Annotated in this window: 14 protein-coding genes and 4 tRNA genes; 4 read left to right on the top strand and 14 right to left on the bottom strand. The window is 59.7% G+C overall.

Going from position 1 to position 19,467, the window contains the following annotated elements; translation table 11 throughout:
• Positions 1 to 11: 11 nt before the first annotated feature.
• Positions 12 to 6,356, bottom strand: coding sequence for an Ig-like domain-containing protein (locus AC0T4W_RS09965; protein ID WP_476318843.1), 6,345 nt, complete (start codon positions 6,354 to 6,356; stop codon positions 12 to 14).
• Positions 6,357 to 6,406: 50 nt separating this feature from the next.
• The gene (locus AC0T4W_RS09960; protein WP_476318842.1) at positions 6,407 to 7,243 is read right to left on the bottom strand and encodes a sulfotransferase family protein; all 837 of its coding nucleotides are present in this window, start codon (positions 7,241 to 7,243) and stop codon (positions 6,407 to 6,409) included.
• Positions 7,244 to 7,555: 312 nt separating this feature from the next.
• Here AC0T4W_RS09960 and AC0T4W_RS09955 point away from each other — a divergent pair, with 312 nt between their 5' ends.
• Together AC0T4W_RS09955 and AC0T4W_RS09950 are read left to right on the top strand one after the other, a co-directional pair.
• Positions 7,556 to 8,143 carry a phage tail protein gene (locus tag AC0T4W_RS09955; protein ID WP_476318841.1) on the top strand — a complete coding sequence of 196 codons (588 nt, stop codon included), beginning with the start codon at positions 7,556 to 7,558 and terminating at the stop codon, positions 8,141 to 8,143.
• Between the two features lie 47 nt (positions 8,144 to 8,190).
• Positions 8,191 to 8,502, top strand: coding sequence for a DUF6916 family protein (locus AC0T4W_RS09950; protein ID WP_476318840.1), 312 nt, complete (start codon positions 8,191 to 8,193; stop codon positions 8,500 to 8,502).
• Between the two features lie 140 nt (positions 8,503 to 8,642).
• On the opposite strand, the gene AC0T4W_RS09945 is transcribed toward AC0T4W_RS09950, so the two are convergent.
• From AC0T4W_RS09945 to AC0T4W_RS09890, 12 genes are all read right to left on the bottom strand, one after another.
• Complete coding sequence (locus AC0T4W_RS09945; protein ID WP_476318839.1) at positions 8,643 to 9,134, bottom strand: GNAT family N-acetyltransferase; 492 nt, start codon at positions 9,132 to 9,134, stop codon at positions 8,643 to 8,645.
• Positions 9,135 to 9,143: 9 nt separating this feature from the next.
• Positions 9,144 to 11,240, bottom strand: coding sequence for a site-2 protease family protein (locus tag AC0T4W_RS09940; protein WP_476318838.1), 2,097 nt, complete (start codon positions 11,238 to 11,240; stop codon positions 9,144 to 9,146).
• 1 nt (position 11,241) lies between these two features.
• On the bottom strand, positions 11,242 to 12,561 hold the full coding sequence (locus AC0T4W_RS09935; protein WP_476318837.1) for an efflux RND transporter periplasmic adaptor subunit: 1,320 nt from the start codon (positions 12,559 to 12,561) through the stop codon (positions 11,242 to 11,244).
• Complete coding sequence (locus AC0T4W_RS09930) at positions 12,558 to 13,337, bottom strand: efflux RND transporter periplasmic adaptor subunit (RefSeq protein ID WP_476318836.1); 780 nt, start codon at positions 13,335 to 13,337, stop codon at positions 12,558 to 12,560. The genes AC0T4W_RS09935 and AC0T4W_RS09930 overlap by 4 nt, the downstream gene beginning before the upstream one ends.
• A gap of 126 nt (positions 13,338 to 13,463) precedes the next feature.
• Positions 13,464 to 14,066 (bottom strand): adenylyl-sulfate kinase, encoded by a 603-nt coding sequence (gene cysC / locus AC0T4W_RS09925; RefSeq protein ID WP_476318835.1) that lies wholly within the window; start codon positions 14,064 to 14,066, stop codon positions 13,464 to 13,466.
• A gap of 351 nt (positions 14,067 to 14,417) precedes the next feature.
• Positions 14,418 to 14,504 (bottom strand) — tRNA-Leu (locus tag AC0T4W_RS09920).
• A gap of 112 nt (positions 14,505 to 14,616) precedes the next feature.
• Positions 14,617 to 14,690 (bottom strand) — tRNA-Cys (locus tag AC0T4W_RS09915).
• 40 nt (positions 14,691 to 14,730) lie between these two features.
• Positions 14,731 to 14,806, bottom strand: a tRNA-Gly gene (locus AC0T4W_RS09910).
• Between the two features lie 67 nt (positions 14,807 to 14,873).
• Positions 14,874 to 15,434, bottom strand: a complete 561-nt coding sequence (pgsA, locus tag AC0T4W_RS09905; RefSeq protein ID WP_476318834.1) for a CDP-diacylglycerol--glycerol-3-phosphate 3-phosphatidyltransferase — start codon at positions 15,432 to 15,434, stop codon at positions 14,874 to 14,876.
• 33 nt (positions 15,435 to 15,467) lie between these two features.
• Positions 15,468 to 17,309, bottom strand: coding sequence for an excinuclease ABC subunit UvrC (gene uvrC, locus AC0T4W_RS09900; protein ID WP_476318833.1), 1,842 nt, complete (start codon positions 17,307 to 17,309; stop codon positions 15,468 to 15,470).
• Positions 17,296 to 17,940, bottom strand: coding sequence for a response regulator transcription factor GacA (gene gacA, locus AC0T4W_RS09895; RefSeq protein ID WP_476318832.1), 645 nt, complete (start codon positions 17,938 to 17,940; stop codon positions 17,296 to 17,298). The genes uvrC and gacA overlap by 14 nt, the downstream gene beginning before the upstream one ends.
• Positions 17,941 to 18,076: 136 nt before the next feature.
• Positions 18,077 to 18,166 (bottom strand) — tRNA-Ser (locus AC0T4W_RS09890).
• Between the two features lie 132 nt (positions 18,167 to 18,298).
• Between AC0T4W_RS09890 and AC0T4W_RS09885 the strand changes: the two genes are divergently transcribed.
• Entirely contained in the window at positions 18,299 to 18,967 is a 669-nt protein-coding gene (locus AC0T4W_RS09885) for a Bax inhibitor-1/YccA family protein (protein WP_476318831.1), read from the top strand.
• Positions 18,968 to 19,074: 107 nt separating this feature from the next.
• Entirely contained in the window at positions 19,075 to 19,467 is a 393-nt protein-coding gene (gene tusD, locus AC0T4W_RS09880; RefSeq protein ID WP_476318830.1) for a sulfurtransferase complex subunit TusD, read from the top strand.

Below are 19,467 nucleotides of genomic sequence, written 5' to 3'. Positions count from 1 at the left end.
AGCTTTTATCATCAGGCCTGTATTTGGCTGATGCCGACCTGTTCTAATGCAGCTGCCAGGCTGTTGACCTGACGTTGTTCAGTGTCTTTAAGGTGTTGCAGTTGCTGGCCCAGGGTGGGTGCGCCAAATAGCCCAGACACGCCTTGGGGCCCATCACCGCCCAGCATCGACCGATTGCCGAAGGCATCCATTGAGTCGCTCTCGGAGGCGAAATCCTGGCTGAATAGGCCCGCAATCGTGCTACTGCCGAATATCCCGCCATCCCCACCACCGAAGCCGAGGAAGCCCTGGCCGGCGCCATTACCTGCCGCCTCGCTGCTGAAAACTTGAGCGATAAAGCTCGGCGCCAGTGCGCCACGATTGATAAAGATATCGCCAATTGGCCGAATACCGCCGCCTAGGTCCCGTTGCTCAAACAGCGGCGGGAAGCCCAGCGGCGAGCCAAGATCACCGGTTGGCGGGGTAAAGACGATCGGTTGCAACGGCACCTCAGCCGGAGGGACAACCGTGACAGGGTCTGAGATCAGAAACTCCGGTGGCGGTTTCACCTCGTTAGGTGCCACGGTATCGATCACATAATTGTTGGATACCGCCACACTCGCTCCGGCATTGCCCGCCAGATCACTGACATTACTGGTATCCAGAGTAATGAAGTTGCTCGGGTCGGTAAGGTCCGCAGTGGGGGTGAAGGTGGCGGTCCAGGTAAGACCGCCATCACTGCTGCTCAGGTTGCTCATCTCGCCGTTGGTAACGCTGAGGTCCGAGAGGTCGAAGTCACTCACCGCTTCGCTGAAGGTGATGGTGACCTGAGTTATCTCTCCCACACTCAGGTTAGGATCGGCCACCACGATGGTTGCGGTTGGCCGGGTAGCGTCGAGCACGTAGTTGGCGGAGATCGCGATACCAGCGCCTGCGTTGCCGGCGATGTCCTGCACATTGCTGCTGTCGAGCAGGATCAGGTTAGTGGTGTCGTTGACGCCGGCGGTTGGCGTCAGGGTCGCCGTCCAAGTCAGGCCGCCGTCACTGCTGGTGAGGTTGGACAAAACACCATTGGCGACGCTGAGGTCCGCCAGATCGAAACCGGTCACCGCCTCGGTAAAGCTAATGTTTACGGTGGTGGTCTGGCCGATGCCCAGCCTGGTGTCAGCCACGGTGATAGTAGCGCCTGGGCGAATGGTGTCGATCGCGTAGTTGTTGGAGTCCACCACGCCAACCCCGCTATTACCCGACCCATTGACCACCCCACTAGTGTCGAGGCTGATCAGGTTGCTGGTGTCGCTGATGTTGCTGGTCGGGGTGAAGGTGGCGGTCCAGGTCACGCCGCCATCGCTGGAGGATACGTTGCTCAATGTGCCGTTGCTGACACTCAGATCAGCATTGTTGAAGCCACTGACGGCTTCGTTAAAGGTGATGGTGACCAGTGAGGTTTCGCCGATAATCAGTGAGGTATCGGCAACCACGATGGTGGCTGTAGGCACCTGCGTATCGATGGCGTAATTGCCGGAATCGGTGGTGCCGGTGCCGGTATTGCCTGCCGCGTCGCTCACGCCGGTGTTGTTCAGCGTGATGAGGTTGGTTGCATCCCGGGTGTTAGCTGCCGGGGTAAAGGTTGCAGTCCAGGTGATGCCACCGTCGCTGCTGCTGACCGCACTTAGGGTGCCGTTAGCCACGCTCAGATCCGAATTGTCGAAGCCGGTCACCGCCTCGCTGAAGGTGATGGTCACCAGTGAGGTTTCCCCGAGACTCAAGGCAGTGTCGGCGACCACGATGCTCGCGGTAGGGCGCACGTTGTCGATGGCGTAGTTGTTGGAATCGGTGGTACCGCTGCCGGAGTTGCCCGCTGCGTCACTAACGCCGGTATTGTCCAGGGTAATCAGGTTGCTGGTATCGCTGATACTGGCAGTTGGGGTGAGCGTCGCGGTCCAGGTAATACCGCCGTCGCCGCTACTGACGGCGCTAAGCGTGCCGTTGACAACTGTAAGGTTGGCGTTGGTGAAACCGGTGACGGCCTCATTGAAGGTAATGGTAACCAACGAGGTTTCGCCCGCCGCGATGCTCGTGTCGGCAACGACTAAGGTCGCGGTCGGACGCACGGTGTCGATGGCGTAGTTGTTGGAGTCGGTGGTGCCGATGCCGGCGTTGTTCGCCGCATTACGTACGCCCGTGTTGTCCAGGGTGATCACGTTGCTGGTGTCGCTGATGTTGCTGGTCGGGATGAAGGTGGCGGTCCAGGTCACCCCGCCATCGCTGGAGGATACGTTACTTAGCGTGCCGTTGCTGACACTCAGGTCAGCGTTGTCGAAACCGCTGACCGCCGAATTGAAGGTAATGGTGACCAATGAGGTTTCGCCGATAATCAGTGACGTATCGGCGACCACGACGGTGGCTATCGGCACGTTCGTATCGACTTGGTAGTTGTTGGAGTCGGTGGTACCGGTACCGGTGTTGCCTGCCGTATCGCTGATGCCGGTGTTGTTCAGAGTGATCAGGTTGGAAGCATCGCTGACGCCCAGTGTCGGCGTCAGTGTTGCGGTCCAAGTGATGCCGCCGTCGCTGCTGCTGACCGCACTCAGGGTGGCGTTAGCCACGCTTAGGTCCGAATTGTCGAAGCCGGTCACCGCCTCGCTGAAGGTGATGGTCACCAGCGAGGTTTCGCCAACACTCAGGGCGGTGTCGGCGACCACAATGCTCGCGGTCGGGCGCAACGTATCGATGGCGTAATTGTTGGAATCAGTTGTACCGGTACCGGCGTTGCCCGCTGCGTCACTAACGCCGGTATTGTCCAGGGTAATCAGGTTGCTGGTATCGCTAATACTGGCAGTTGGGGTGAGCGTCGCGGTCCAGGTAATACCGCCGTCGCTGCTGCTCAAACTGCTCAAGGAGCCATTGGCAACGGTCAGGTCGGCCAGGGTGAAGCCGGTCACCGCTTCGCTGAAGGTGATGGTCACAAGCGACGTCTCGCCGATATTCAGGGCGGTGTCGGCGACCACGATGGTCGCGGTAGGTCGCAGGGTGTCGATGGCGTAATTGTTGGAATCAGTGGTGCCGCTGCCGGCGTTGCCCGCTGCATCGCTGACGCCGCTGTTGTCCAGCGTAATCAGATTGGTGGTGTCGCTCGTGCTGGCGCTCGGCGTGAGCGTTCCGGTCCAGGTGATACCGCCGTCACCGCTGCTCAGGCCGGTGACGGTGCCGTTGGCAACCGTCAGGTCGGCGCTGGTGAAGCCGCTCACGGCCTCACTGAAGGTGATGGTCACCAGCGAGGTTTCGCCGATGCTCAACGCGGTGTCCGCAACAACGATGCTGGCCGTCGGGCGAAGGGTATCGATGGCGTAGTTGTTGGAACTGGTAGTGCCGGTGCCGGTGTTGCCGGCCGCATCCGCCACACCTGTGTTGGCCAGCACGATCAGGTTGGTGACGTCGCTGATGCTCGCGCTCGGCGTTAGTGTCGCTGTCCAGGTGATACCGCCGTCGCTGCTACTCAGGCCACTCAGCGAGCCGTTGGCAACAGTCAAGTCGGCCAAGGTAAACCCGCTGACAGCCTCGCTGAAGGTGATGGTCACCAACGAAGTTTCGCCAACACTCAGGGCGGTGTCGGCGACCACAATGCTCGCGGTCGGGCGCAACGTATCGATGGCGTAATTGTTGGAATCGGTGGTACCGCTGCCGGCGTTGCCCGCTGCGTCACTAACGCCGGTATTGTCCAGGGTGATCAGGTTGCTGGTATCGCTAATACTGGCAGTTGGGGTGAGCGTCGCGGTCCAGGTAATACCGCCATCGCTGCTGCTGACGGCGCTAAGCGTGCCGTTGACAACTGTAAGGTCGGCGTTGGTGAAACCGGTTACGGCCTCATTGAAGGTAATGGTCACCAGCGAGGTTTCGCCGGCGCTCAGGGCGGTATCGGCTACCACGATGGTGGCGGTCGGGCGCTGGGTGTCGATGGCATAGTTATTGGAGTTGGTTGTGCCAACCCCCGCATTGCCATTGAGGTCTGCGACGCCGGTGTTGTTCAGGGTCACCAGGTTGGTGGCATCGGTGATGGGCGCATCCGGCGTCAAGGTTGCGGTCCAGGTGATACCGCCATCGCTGCTGCTTAGCCCGGAGACTGCGCCGTTAGCGACGGTCAGGTCGGCGGCGGTAAAACCGCTCACCGCTTCAGAGAAGGTGATGGTCACCAACGAAGTTTCACCAACCTTCAGCGCAGTGTCGGCCACCACAATGCTTGCCGTGGGCGCAACGGTGTCATTGACAACATAATTGTTCGAGTTAGTGGTACCTACCCCGGCATTGCCGGCCGTATCTTGCACGCCAGTGTTATCCAGGGTGATGACATTGGTGGTATCGGTAATGTTGCTGGCCGCAGTCAGGGTGGCGGTCCAGGTGATACCACCATCGCCGCTACTGACGGCGCTAAGTGTGCCGTTGGCAACCGTAAGATCGGCGTTGGTAAAACCGGTAACGGCCTCGGAGAAGGTGATCGTCACCAGCGAGGTGGCGCCAGAGTTCAGGCTGGTATTAGCCACCACAATGGTGGCGGTGGGCGGCGTCTCGTCTGGTAGGTAGTTGGTGTCGAGGGTACCACCGTCGCCGTAGATGTTATTTACAGATGACGGAGAATTACCTGTGGCACCGCCGGAGCTCGGTCCGCCTAAGCCACTGCCCCCGTTGTTACCGGCCAATGCAGCGAAGTTGGCGGCTGTTATCAGGATCGAACCTTTGTTCCAGATGGCACCGACACCGCGGCCGGCGTCGCCGCCGTTGGCGGAGTTACTGCCCACGCCCCCGCCACCACCCCCGCCTCCGCCTGCCGCAATATTATTGCTGATGACGGACGTGCCAGTAATTTTCAGCGTACCTGTAGCGGCGTTATAGATACCCCCAACGGCATTGCCACCGCTGCCACCGACAGCGTCCCAACCTGAACCTCCACCACCACCGCCGATCGAGATCGTACCGTTGGACGCCACCCCGCCGTTGCCACCATTGCTGTAGTTAAAAGTGCCCAGTCCGCCCAATCCGCTGGTACTACTGCCGCCACGCCCGCCCATGTAGGCAGGTGAGTAGCCACCACCATTACCGCCAGTGCCTCCGCTGCCCGTCCCACCTGCATAAGGGCCGGTGCCCGATCCAGCTGAGCCGCCGTTACCTCCACCCTGACCAGCTACACCGCCGCCACCGCCGCCGCCGCCGCCCACGTAACCTCCTGCAACGCCACCGCCGCCGCCGCCGCCAGCTGCAGCATTGGAGGTGACAGTCACGTTCTTGAGCGTGAGGGTGCCGGCGTTGAAAATCGCACCACCCATGGCTCCTAGCGCTCCTTCGCTGCCGTTACCACCGTTGCCTGACACTAGCCCCTTGGTAATCACCAGGCCATCAAGAGTGGCCGTAGTACCGGTCGTTACGCGGAGTATCTGGGTCCGGTACTGCCCGTCCAGAGTGACATCGGCGACGTTGTCGTTATTAAGGTCGCCATCGATGGTGATGTTTTTGTCGACCACCAGCGCACTGGTCAGCGCGACGGTCATACCGGCATTGAAGGTAACAATGTCACCGTTCTGCGCAGAGACCAGGGCCTCTCGCAAGGAACCAACGCCAGAATTTAGGTTGTTGGTCGCAGTCAAGATCGCCAACCCCCATTGGTATTCGCTCATGGCGCTGGCCGACAACACGTTGGCACTTTCAATGTTGCCGACGGCGATTTCTAGGTCCCAGTCGCCGCCCAGCCCCGTACGGTTATCAGAAGCCGCTACATCACGGCCAGTCAACTGCGCCAAGGATTCGACCAGGCTCAGACCACGATCCCCTTCGGCGGTGTAACAGCCGTAGATCAGGATATCGCCCCCGGCATTCATGTTCTGGCCAATCTGCGCCAGCACCTCGCTACGGGCCTGGACGTTGTCTGCCGACAGGTAGCTGTTGCCCAGCCACAAATCGCCAGCATTACCGTGGGCAATAATCTGCACCGAGCTGATGCCCTGGTGGCTCTTCAGATAGTCATCGATTTGTTGCAGGCCGTCCTTGCTGCCATCCAGTTCCACCACCAGGGTGCCGGGTGCAACGCCGTCGAGCAGGCTGGCGGTATCCTTGACTCGGGAGTCTACAAAAAGCACAGCCTTGCCCGGCAGAGCCGCCTCGGTGGCGTCGGTCTGGCCCTGAGGTGTTTGACTGTCGGAGGCCTGATCAGCCGTCGAGGTTTGGCTGGTGTCGCTGGCGGGCTGGGCGTCCTGCTGTGCGGCATCGGCCACGGTAGCGGCCACGGCACCGTCGAACAGCATTCGCGGCTCCAAGGACATGATCATTGGCGATGCCAGGGCCTGTGCGCCCTCGGTTACCCGCGACTTGTCTTTGCTCCACCACATAAGGTTCACCCGAACTCGAACGTCTCAAACATATCAATGAAAACCACAATCTAAAGGATTGCGGCGTCGGTTTTCATACGAATGACATTGGCCGCGCTGGAGGCGCCATCGCGCCAGAATGACAACGCGGCATACTTTTCAAACAGGTCCGGCGGCAATAGGGTCCGCCGGGCTTGTGGCGCAACTTCGGGCCTGACCTTGTGCAAGCCAGCAACCCCTAGGGACTGATCAAAGGCCGGCGCGTCGTAGGTCAACTGATTGAAGTCGTGCTCGAACCAGGGTTCGCCAATGAACGCGTAAACCAGACGCATCACCCGCTCCGGGGCTTGGCTCAGCAGGTCGTAATCAACGATCAGCAGCGACTCGGCATGCTCACCGTAGTAGGCCTCTTTGAGCGCCGTCCAGGCAAACCCCACCAGACGGTTGCGCTGCGCCAGGGTTTCGCAGCGGCTGTAGACGGTGCTGCGCTCGTCGTCGTCATTGAACAGTTTGGTGTTCTCGAAGGGGTTGGCGCGGTAGATCCGCTCCAGGCTGTCGAGCACCCAAGCGACATTGCGCACGCAGGCGATGGTCTTGGCTTGAGGAAACAGGTCCTGCAGGGCAGGTAGGCGCGCGCACCACTGACGGTTGGTGTCGAAGATGACGGGCTTATCGGCTTTATCGGCGTAGTAGGAGTCGAACAACCCATGTAACAAGCGGCGACGCAGGTCGGTGTCGATCACCGAGCCGAACTCGCTGCCTGCGCTGCATTGCTGGAGGACGCTGTTGAACAGCGAACCGACGGGGCTGGTCATCCCGGCATGAAAGCGCGGGTTCTGCAGGAGAATCGCAGAAAGCAGGGTCGACCCCGAGCGCGGTAAACCGGAAATGAAGTGAAACTGCGACATCCCTTTCACCGTTCGTCATCATTTTGTAGACCAAAGCCTAGACCAGTTAGCACGCATAGCCAGTAGTATTTCGGTATCAAATGCACGGCGCACTGTGAAAAACAGACGCGGGGGCTTGAGCCTGCGCGGATGAATCACTCAGACCAGCGCATAGCAATGTCTGCCCTTGCCGCGCGGCAGAATGAAAAGAGCCCGTCTACGCTAAGCGTGCGTGACTAGGCCGACCGTTGAAAGAACACGGGCTGATCGCCCTTTGTCTTTTCGCAGTCTTGTCACGTACCGCCAGTTCAATCGTTAAGGGATGAAAATTCTATGGAAGTATTTATCGGCACGATCCAGCCGTTCGCGTTTAACTTTGCCCCCAGGGACTGGGCACTGTGCAATGGACAAACGCTGAACATCGCGCAATACCAGGCGCTATACGCACTGATCGGGGTTACCTACGGAGGCAATAGCCAGAACACGTTTTTGCTGCCTAACCTGCAAGGCCGTCTGCCGCTTGGTCAGGGTACAGGCCCAGGTTTGACCCCCCGAATCATCGGCACAGTTTCCGGTACGGAAGCCGTCACCGCCACACTGGCCAACCTGCCCAATCACACACACGCACTTGCGACCATCACGGCTGCGACCACCGTGGAACTGGCAAACCCAGCCAGTAACCCGGTGAGCACGCCAACCGCTACCAACTCGTTTTTGGGGACTTCGGGGGGCGGTCCAGGGGCTGCGACTATTTACTCCGACCAGCTAGGTGCCTCACCCGTGCCGCTCAAGGGCATTAACACTACCGTCAGTGGTACGGTTTCCCCCACAGGTGCCGGTTCACCGATGCCGACCATGAATCCCTTCTTGACGATCAACTTCAGCATTGCCCTTCAAGGCATCTTCCCATCCCGTAACTGATTGACCTGCCGGAGGACGTTGGCCCTCCGGCAGCTTGGAGTACCTCTATGTTGCAACAGGTTCATAGCCGCCATTTCCAGCCGTTGCTGGGTCAAACCAGCAGCCTAACCCTACCCGACGGCAGTTGCTTGCCGGTGCAAATCGAAAACCTCGAAGAACTACCTCGGTCGAAGATGCCGCACAGCGAACGTATGCCATTCAACGTGGTGTTAAATAGTTTGGAGGCGACAGCCTTTGTGGACGGCCTCTGTACCTTGGAGGTGCCTGAACTTGGGCGGCTGGAAGGGCTGTTTGTCTCACGCACCCCTGCCCTGGGCCGCGATCCTGCGCTGGGTTATTTCTATATCGCGTTTAACTAAACGGCGGCATGCAGTGGCTGTATCGTTTTGCCCTGAGGCGGGGCAGCTACGGGGTAGCCAGCGTGGTGGTGAGCGGGCATCGCCAGCAAGCTGGCTCCTACAGGGGCGCTGTTGTGGCTTGATGAGGAGGCATGAGCCACTCAGCTGACGTTTGGGTACCACACCAAACGTTCCGCCGCCGGATTGCGCTGCTCGACCTCAAAGCCTAATGCCAGATAATGCTGGCGCGCGTGGGGATTGCTGGCCCAGACCACGGTCGCTACTGGGCAGCGAATCTGTTGAGCGGCGCTCTGCACGCCTTGTAACACCGCCCGACCATAGCCCTGGCCGCGAGCCTGAGGGATAAAGGCCAGGTACAGCACACGAATTTCATTGGGGCCAAAATCGGTACTCAAGGCGCCGATAGCGGTGCCGAGCTTTTCCACGACGTAATGCATGGCATCGGGAAAATGCTCCCCCAGTCCTTGTTCCTGTACCTGGAACTGCTGCGCAACGACCTGCTGAATGTGCTCAGGCTCGCCATCGATCCATTGCAGATCCGGCCGCGCTGCCTGGTAAAGGCCTTGCAGAAACGGCCCATCACTCGCTCGCGCTGGACGAATTACCAACCCATCTGCCGTCACTGACTTCATCCGTGCTCCTTAAAAACCGCTTTCCCTGACGCCTAACGCGGCTAGCTGACGCCAGACCGCGCTCAGTATTGATTCACCTTGCCCCTGCAACACCACTACACCACGCAAGGGTTGCTTCGGGGCTAGGGTGTCGCCAATAGCACTCAAGCGCACCCCATATTGCGCCTGCACCGGCTCGGCCCGTTGCTGCGCATTGCGGCGCACGGCAATCGGGCCGTGGTGATCGGAGGCCAATGCCTGTTGTTCCAGCCAGGCTACGCCGTTGGTATCGATTTCATCCAATTGCACGGCAATCGAGGGGTGCATCGGGTCATCGGCAATAAAGCGCCCCGTGGCCCCAGGCTCGACCCGCCATAGCTCGGCTTCGGCGAGGTAGCCGCGCAACCGCGAGTCGCGCTGGACCACCCGCGCCAGCGGCTGCGACGGAGACAACCATCGGCCCGCAACCAGATTCGCGAGCAGGTCGCGTACCTCGCCGGCATGGGGGGCACGTAACAACAAGCGCTCGCGCTGGGCGGCTAGGCCACGGTATTCGGCCACCGCTTCGGCTAGCTGCTGTTCGACGATACCGGCATCGGCTGCGGTTTCACTGCGTCCGGCCTGACGGCGCATCTGTAGCTGCAGAATCTGGATTTCCCTGCGCACGATAGCCAGACGCGAGGCCATGTCGGGGGAGTCCAGTTCAATCAACACATCACCCTGTGCAACGCTCTGGCCGTCCTGCACGTTGACCTGCTTAATCCGCGCAGCAACAGGCGCATGCAAGGTGCTGGCGCGCCCGGCTTCAAACATTGCCGGTACTTCTACTGCGCTGCGCCAGGGCAATAACAGAGCCAGCAATACCGCCAGTAACCCCATACCTGTTAGCAGCACCCGCGGGCTGTGAGCCTGTTCACGCTGGCTCCACCATTGCCGCCACTCCTTCGCGATGGGCATAAAAATGAACCACACCAGTTCCACTATCATTAGAAAAATGCCCAGCACCTTGAAGAACAGGTGATAGACCGCCAAGGCAATGCCCAAGAATAAGACGGCCCGCCACAGCCAGGCACCGTAGCCCCAGATCAGTAAGCGACGGCGCATCGTTGCCGACCATGGCTCTGGCGCCGCTGCGCCAGAGCCAAACAGGGCTTCACGCAGGCGCCAGCGACACAGGGCAAAGGCCCGACCTTGCAGGTTGTCCACCGCCCAAAAGTCACTGAGCAGGAAATATCCGTCGAAGCGCATAAAGGGGTTCAGATTAATGATCAGTGTGGTGATCCAGGTAGCGCTGGCCAGCATAAAGGCTGCGGTGCGCGCCGGTCCGTCGGGCAACAGTGACCACGCCAGCAAGGCGATGCACGCCAGGAGCAATTCTGCCAACACACCGCCTGCACCAATCAGCAGGCGTGCCCGCCGATCATTGACCCGCCAGGCGTCACTGACGTCGGTATAAAACATCGGCAACAGCACCATAAAGGCCACGCCCATGCTTTGCACACGGCAGCCGGCACGCTTGGCCATAAACGCATGGCCGAACTCGTGGCACAGCTTGGCAAAAAACAGCGCTACTGCAAATGCCAGCGCACCGCCCAGGCTGAACAGGTGCGGAAAAGTCGCGATAAACCGCTGCCAGTCCCGCGACACCAGAAAAACGCCCAGGCCCAGGGTCAGGGGGATGCCATAGCGCAAGATGCCGGGGCCGAAACGTGCGAGCCACGGCCAGGTGCGGTTGAGAAAAGCGTCCGGACGCCACAGCGGAATGCGGAAAAACAGGTATTGATGCAGCAGGATCTGCCACAGGCTCTGGCGCTGGGCCGCCGTTTTGAACTGATAACTGTCGCGCTGCTGCGGGTCCATCGCGCTGATCAGGTCGTGCCCACGCAAAAACACCAGCAACTGCTCCAGTGATTCCCCTGTGAGCGGCAGGCCCGGCTCACGATTTGCCGCCTGCAGTACCTGCTGTGAATCGCCCAGGGACCAATGACGCAGCAAGCGCATCGCCGCTGCGCCGAGCTTGAAATAGCGCCCGCGCACCGGGTCAGCCAGGGTCCATTGCGATGAGCCGTCCAGGTCGGGCGCGGCGGACGACAGTTGCAGGTCCGACCTCAGGCTAGGCAGGTTCATGCTACAGGCCTACGCTCTGGCGCAGAGCCGCCAGTGGCCGGCGCAGCAGGTAGAGCGCCAGCGGGGCACGGTCGCCAAAGATTTTCGCCGTGCCGCGCAGGCCGATGCGCGGTGCGGCGGCATTGAAGCGCGCATCCAGGCGATAGGCCAATTGCCCGGCAGCAGTGGGCTGCGCCTCATAGGCCGAACGCTCAAGCTTGGCCTGGTGACGCTGTAACGGATCGCTATCTAGAAACAACGACACAGGTGCGCCGGGCTCCAGGGCAATTGCATCGCCGACAGCCAGTTCAATACGTAACTCAGCCTGATTCGGATCAGCAATTTCCATCAACCGTTCTCCGGTCTGCACCGGCTTGCCGAGCCAGCGCTCGGCATCGGCAAACACCGCAATGCCGTCGCGTTCGGCACGCACTTCACTGCGCTTGAGTAGCTCGATGGCGTAGTCATGCTCGGCACGTTTCTGTTCGACCCGCGCCGCCAGCAGATCAAGCCTCGAACTCGACTCCGCATCGGCAAACGAGCGCTGGGAGTTGGCCTTGAGTTCGGCTTCGGCCACGCCCAGCGCACGCTCGGCCACATCGGCCTGAGCCTTGAGGCTGGTGCTTTCAAAGCGCAGCAAGAGGTCGCCGTTCTTGACGCTCTGGTTGGGCTTGACCAGAAATTCAGCGATCACCCCGTCCAGTGGCGCCGCCACCACTTGGCCGCCCAGCGGCACAACTTCGGCCGGGGCCAGTACCGACTGGCGTACCGGGATCAGCAATACCAGTAGCAGTGCTACCAGCAGCGCAGCCTGGCGTTTGCGCGTCCAGCGCAGGCGCCAGGGTTTGCGCGGTTGCAACGCCAGCCAGGCATGGCTGTAGGTATCGCCCAACTGTGACAGCAGCACCTGCTCGGGCGGTGACCAGGGTAAATCTCGCGCCAGCCACAAGCCGCCGAACACCTGGCCCTGATGATCGATCAACGGCAGCCAGAACACCTGGCCGGCCGACAAGCTTTGCCAGTCCGCCTGAATGGGCTCACTCACCTCATCGGGGGCAATGACCCGAGCCTGATTTAGCAGGCTTTGCTTGAACAGGTGCGCCACCGCCTGTTCGACAAAGGCCACGAACGGTGCGTGCGGCTCTACGGCGCTCACCCCCGTGACAGCCTCAACCTTGCCGGCAATCAACAGTGCCGCGTGACGAAAACCAAACAGGGCCTGGCCATCGTTGACCAGGCTGTAACTCAACTGTGCTGGCGTTCGCGCGGCGCGAGTCTGGCGCTCCAGATCGAGAAAGCGGGCGAACGCCTGCTCGGCGCTGCCCTTTAGCGGCGCGTTCACTGCCCCTCCGGGAAATGCGCCGTGCCGCTCATGCCAGACAACAAACCCGTGGCATCCGGCAAGCTCGCCACCAGCAGCAGAGTCTGGCTGCCTTCGTCGATACGCGCGCCCAGGCGCTTGACCGTCGCCTGCAACGGCTGGCCGGTTTCATCGGGGGTAAACGTGAAGGCTTGGCCGGGTTTGAGCCTGCTCATCCAGCGCGAGGGCACCAGCAGGTGGATCTCCAGAGTGCGGTTATCGACCACGTCCAGCAACGGTGCGCCGGCAGCCACACTTTCATAACGCTGGACCTTACGCGCCACCACCTGACCATCGAACGGTGCAATCACGCTGCAGCGTTTAACCTGTACTTGATACACCTGAGACTGCGCCTGGGCTTCGCTGAGTCGGGCCTCGGCCCGCGCCACCTCAAAGCGCCCGACTGAATTCAGCGCTGCCAATTGCCGGTTATGCGCCAACTCTTCATTGGCCCCCCGGCTCGCGGCCTGAGCGGCCTTGAGCTGAGCCTGATAGGCCGCGCAATCGAACCGCGCCAGGGTATCGCCCTTTTTGAAGGACTCACCTTCGCTGAATGGCAACTCAACAATACGCCCGGCCAACTCACTGGCCAGCACCGCCTGGTCCCGTGCGCGCAGCACCCCACGCGCCTCTGCGCCGCTTGGCGCCGTGATCAAGACACTGCTCTCGAGCAACGGATCATCGCTCGCAGAGGTCTGTGCCTGAACCCCGCTCGCCACTAAAGCCAACCCCACTACCCAACCACTCAAACAACGCATAACCGTTACTCCCTGACGGATGGGCGGAGTCTACGACAGCAGCGGGGAGCGTCAAGGGAATAGCCGCAAGGTGGAAGAAATCACGTGGTTGTAGGGGGCGCAGTTAAACCACGTCGACATGACAGATCAACGCAGGGGATGCTGCTTCAACAAATAATCCAGTAGATGCTCAATGCTTTGAGCGGGCGACTCGTGACACGTATTGATAACAAGGTCTGGTGAATCCGGAATTTCATATGGCGCATCAATACCAGTAAAGTCGCACAACTCCCCTGCCCGCGCTTTACGGTAAAGCCCTTTGGGATCACGCGCCTCGCAGGTAGACAAATCCGCTGATACATAGATTTCATGAAACCGCGTCTGACGGCTCGCCCTGCGTGCCAGCAATCGATCTTCCTGATAAGGCGAGATGAACGCAGTGATACAAATCAATCCTGCATCAGCGAATAGCGCCGCTACTTCGCCAACCCGACGGATATTCTCTGCACGATCTGCCGGTGAAAAACCAAGATTGGCATTCAAACCATTGCGGACGTTATCGCCATCCAAGGTGTAACAGGCATATCCAAGCGCTAGCATTTTTTCTTCAAGCCCCATAGCCAGTGTTGACTTACCGGAGGCTGACAAACCTGTTAGCCATACAACTGCCCCTTCGTGCCCGAAATGATGACGTCGCGTATCAGCGGAAACACGATGAGGAACAGACGTAAGATTCTTGCTGTGAGGCATACAGGTAAGGCTCTGATGATGAGGGCGGCTGCAAGAGCTGAGTGCACACGGTTATTGAGTTGACGCTGGTGCATCATGCTGCATAGCCATGGTTTTGTGCATCACCTTACCCATGACTTAGATGGGGCTCTTGAAGTCGAAGCGCTCCGCGACGCTGAGTTCGGAATAAAACATAGGGGCAGCACCTTACCCGGCGTTGCACTAATTCTATGAATTCAGGAAGCAGCATGTCGATCATGCCTTATCCCTAAGAACAGAGATTGCGCAAATCATGCACGCACAAAAAACCGGCTGAGAGTGCCGGTTTTAGTGGGTTTCAGGTTCATTAGGGAACATCTGAAATCATGTCAATGGTGCCCGAAGCCGGAATCGAACCGGCACGGGGTTACCCCCGAGGGATTTTAAGTCCCTTGCGTCTACCGATTTCGCCATTCGGGCGGTAGCGCTGCGTTGTGAGGCTTGGACTATATACAGCCCTTGGATGCCTCGCAAGGTCTCAAGCTTAAATGAAAAAGCCTCGTAAATCAGTGATCTACGAGGCCTTTCTAATTGGAGGCTGAGGTCGGAATCGAACCGGCGTTCACGGATTTGCAATCCGGTGCATAACCACTCTGCTACTCAGCCTTGAAACTAAACGGACCGTGTAAAACGGCCCGTTGAAATCTGGAGCGGGAAACGAGACTCGAACTCGCGACCCCGACCTTGGCAAGGTCGTGCTCTACCAACTGAGCTATTCCCGCTTGTCGTGTTGACGGGCGCCATTCTATAGCTTCAGAACGGCCCGTCAACCCCTTGATTCAAAAAAGCTTATTTCTTTTCCGGGGTGATTCGCAGGTGTGGCCATGCGGCCAGCAGGTACTGCGCCATCGACCACAGGGTCAGTACGGCAGCAATGATCAACAGTGCATAACCCAGCAAAACCCAGGCGGTGTACGTTGGCGGATTGGCCAGCAGGATGACCAGCGCCACCATCTGTGCGGCGGTTTTCCACTTGGCCAAATTGGATACAGCGACATGTGCGCGTGCGCCCAGCTCGGCCATCCATTCACGCAGTGCCGATACCACGATTTCGCGGCCGATGATGATCGCTGCAGGCAGGGTCAGCCAGAGGTTGGCGTGCTCTGCCACCAGCAATACCAGGGCAACCGCCACCATCAGCTTGTCGGCCACCGGGTCGAGGAATGCTCCAAAAGGCGTGCTCTGCTCCCAGCGGCGAGCCAGGTAACCATCCAGCCAGTCTGTTGCCGCAGCAACTGAAAACACCGCGCTGGCGGCCCAATAGCTCCAACTGAAGGGAAGGTAGAACAACAGAATAAACACCGGTATCAGCAATACACGGAGCACGGTAAGCAGGTTGGGGATATTCATCGGCACAACTTGGCGGTAAAGAGAACCGGCATTCTACTCACTGTGCAGGGCTGCATAAATCAACTCGGCGAGTTTTTTACTGATCCCAGGGGCTTTGGCGATTTCTTCGATGCTGGCGCGGGACAGTTCCTGCAGCCCACCAAAGTGGTTGAGCAGCTCGCGTCGACGCTTAGGCCCTACGCCGGCAACTTCCTCAAGAGTCGAGGTGCGCCGGGTTTTGCCACGGCGGGCGCGGTGCCCGGTGATGGCAAAACGGTGTGACTCATCGCGGATTTGCTGAATCAGGTGCAGCGCCGGCGAGTTGCCCGGCAGGGTGAACTCATGGGCAGCATCATTCAGGTACAGGGTTTCCAAACCTGGCTTGCGCGTGGTGCCCTTGGCCACACCAAGCAGGATCAGATCAGGCACCGACAGCTCTTCGAGTACTTCGCGGGCCATGGCCAACTGGCCTTTACCACCGTCGACCAGGAGGATGTCCGGCAGCTTGCCTTCGCCATCCTTGATCTTGCTGAAGCGCCGAGTTAGCGCCTGATGCATAGCGGCGTAGTCGTCGCCAGGCGTTACGCCCTCGATGTTGTAGCGGCGGTAATCGGATTTCAGCGGGCCTTCCGGGCCGAACACCACGCAGGAGGCAACGGTTGCTTCACCGCTGGAGTGGCTGATGTCGAAGCACTCCAGGCGCTGCGGCACTTCATCCATATCCAGCGCCTGGGCCAGGGCGTCAAAGCGCGCAGCAACGTGCTGCCGGTTGGCCAAGCGCGCCGCCAGCGCTTGCTCGGCATTGGTCACGGCAAGCTGCTGCCAGCGTGCGCGAGTGCCGCGCACACGGTAGCTGATGCTCAGCTCTCGGCCACGCAGCTCATCAATGGCGGCAATCAGCGTGGGGAAGTCTTCGTGCTGCGCATTGACGATCAGCTCGCTCGGCAGATCGCGCTCCTGGCTGCTCAGGTAATACTGCGCGAGGAAGGCCAGCAGTACAGCGCTGCCCTCCTCCTCAATCGCCACCTGCGGGAAGAAGTTTTTGCTGCCCAGCACCCGACCGCCGCGCACGCTGATCAAATGCACGCACGCGCCGCCAGGGTTGACCATGGCGGCGACCACGTCCACATCACCAGTGCCACCTTCCATGCTCTGCTGGTCTTGCACGCGGCGCAGTAGAGATATCTGGTCACGCAGGCCGGCCGCCCGCTCGAAGTCGAGGGCCATGGCGGCAGCCTGCATGCCACTGGACAACTCATCGGTCAGGGCATTGCTGCGCCCTTCAAGAAACATCACCGAGTGGCGTACGTCATCAGCATATTCAGCGGGCTCTACCAGGCCGACGCAGGGGCCTTTGCAGCGTTTGATCTGGTACTGCAGGCAGGGCCGCGTGCGGTTCTTGTAGAAGCTGTCTTCACACTGGCGCACCAGAAAGGTTTTCTGCAACAGGTTGAGACTTTCACGGATGGCGCCGGCACTGGGATATGGGCCGAAGTAACGGCCCTTCTGCTTTTTCGCGCCACGGTGGATGCTCAGGCGTGGGAAGTCACCGTCGGAAAGAAACACATAGGGGTAGGACTTATCGTCGCGCAGCAGAATGTTGTACGGCGGCCGCCATTCCTTAATCAGCGTCTGCTCAAGCAACAGGGCTTCGGTTTCGTTGGCGGTGATGGTGGTTTCGATCTGGGCGATTCGGCCTACCAGCGCGGCGGTCTTTGGCGCCAGCCCGCTCTGACGAAAGTAACTGGCCAGGCGCTTTTTTAGGTTCTTGGCTTTACCGACATAGAGCAGCTTGGCGTCCACATCAAACATGCGGTACACGCCAGGGCGGCCGCTGCAGGTGGAGAGAAACGCGCTTGAATCGAAGGCGGCGCGGCTGTCGTCAGCTGGTGGCATCAATCATGCCGTGGCGTACGGCCAGCAGGGCCAGCTCGACATCGCTGGTGATCGACAGCTTTTCGAAGATGCGATAGCGGTAGGTGTTTACGGTTTTCGGCGACAGGCAGAGCTTGTCGGAGATGACCTGAACCTTCTGGCAGCCGGCGATCATCAGGGCGATCTGGATTTCACGCTCGGACAGTAGATCAAAAGGCGAATTGCTGCTCTGCGGCTGGAACGACTTGAGTGCCAGCTGCTGGGCAATCTGCGGGCTGATATAGCGCTGGCCGCTGAATACCATGCGGATGGCCTGGACCATTTCTTCCAGCGCGGCGCCCTTGGTCAGGTAACCGGCGGCACCGGCCTGCAGCAGGCGTGTAGGGAACGGGTCTTCTTCGCACGCGGTGACTGCGACGACTTTAAGGTCGGGATGGCTGCGGATCAGTTTGCGTGTAGCTTCGAGACCGCCGATGCCCGGCATCTTGATGTCCATCAGGACAACATCGGGCTTCAACTCGCGGGCTTTCTTCAGGGATTCTTCGCCAGACTCGGCTTGACCAACCACATGCAAGCCGTCGATATCGGACAGCATCCGGGTGATGCCGGTGCGTACCAGGTCGTGGTCATCAACAACTAGCACCCTGATCAAGCGACACCCCGTTTGCATCAGCCGCCAAGAGCGGCTGGTTGGGTTGGAAGGCTGGAGATTTATTAAAACCCAGCTTGGCGCATAACCGTCAAGATGCAAGCGCCAACAAAGCTGCATTTTGACGGCCAGAGTAATTTGGCGGAAGCGGTGAGATTCGAACTCACGGAAGAGTTTCCCCTTCGACGGTTTTCAAGACCGTTGCATTCAACCGCTCTGCCACGCTTCCGGCGTTTGCGGGCGGCAATCTTACCCGAACGCAACACGCTGTCAAACTCTGTGTATTGGCTCTTTATCTGCCTCTGCTATGATCGGGCCTGACCTTGGTCACGGAACCATCAGCCATTTCAGGAGTGTCGCCATGAACGAACACAATTATGCACTTGACCACACGCAGGTTGAGCAGCAAGAAGTCAGCCGCGTCCTGCGCAACACCTATGGCCTGCTGGCCATCACCCTGGCCTTTAGCGGCCTGGTGGCGTACATCGCGCAGCGTGCCAATGTGCCTTATCCGAATATCTTCGTGGTGCTGATCGGCTTTTACGGCCTGTTCTTCCTTACCGCCAAACTGCGCAACTCGGCCTGGGGCCTGGTTTCGACCCTCGCCCTGACCGGCTTTATGGGCTACACCCTCGGCCCGATTCTCAATCGCTACATGGGCATGGCCAACGGTGCTGAAGTTGTCAGCTCTGCTTTTGCCATGACCGCCCTAGTGTTCTGCGGCTTGTCGGCTTACGTACTGACTACTCGCAAGGACATGAGCTTCCTCAGTGGCTTTATCACTGCAGGTTTCTTTGTTTTGCTGGGTGCGATGGTTGCTGGCTTCTTCTTCCAGATCAGCGGCCTGCAACTGGCGATCAGCGCAGGTTTCGTGCTGTTCTCCTCGGCCTGCATCCTGTTCCAGACCAGCGCGATCATCCACGGCGGCGAGCGCAACTACATCATGGCGACCATCAGCCTGTATGTATCGATCTACAACCTGTTCATAAGCCTGCTGCAGATTTTCGGCATCATGGGCGGCGACGACTGATTCAGGTTGCTGTGAAAGCCCGCTCCGGCGGGCTTTTTTATGCCTGCTGCGCGCATCTTGGCGGCTCAGGCTTTATCATTCCGGCAAATTGGCTTGCCAGGTTTGCTATGAAGTTCGCCATCGCCCTGTTCTCTGCTCCTCATGCGCCCTCCTCGCGCCGCGCACTGCGTTTTGCTCAGGCGGCATTGGCGGGCGGGCATGAGATTGTGCGGCTGTTTTTCTATCAGGACGGCGTGCACAGCGCGTCGAGCAATGTGGTCTGCGCGCAGGATGAAGTGGATCTACCGCGCGAATGGCGAGAGTTTGTGCAAACGCAGCAACTGGATGGCGTGGTGTGCATCGCCGCTGCCCTGCGCCGTGGCGTATTGAACGAAGACGAAGCGCAGCGCTACTCGCGCACTGCCGCCAACCTGGATGCACCCTGGGAGCTTTCCGGCCTCGGTCAGTTGCACGAAGCAGCGCAGCTGGCGGACCGCCTGGTGTGCTTTGGAGGGCCTTGA

The sequence above is a fragment of the Pseudomonas sp. C7.1 genome (genome assembly GCF_056312395.1).
Note: the sequence above shows the minus strand (reverse complement) of the source record. Positions and strands in the feature narration are given on the sequence as shown.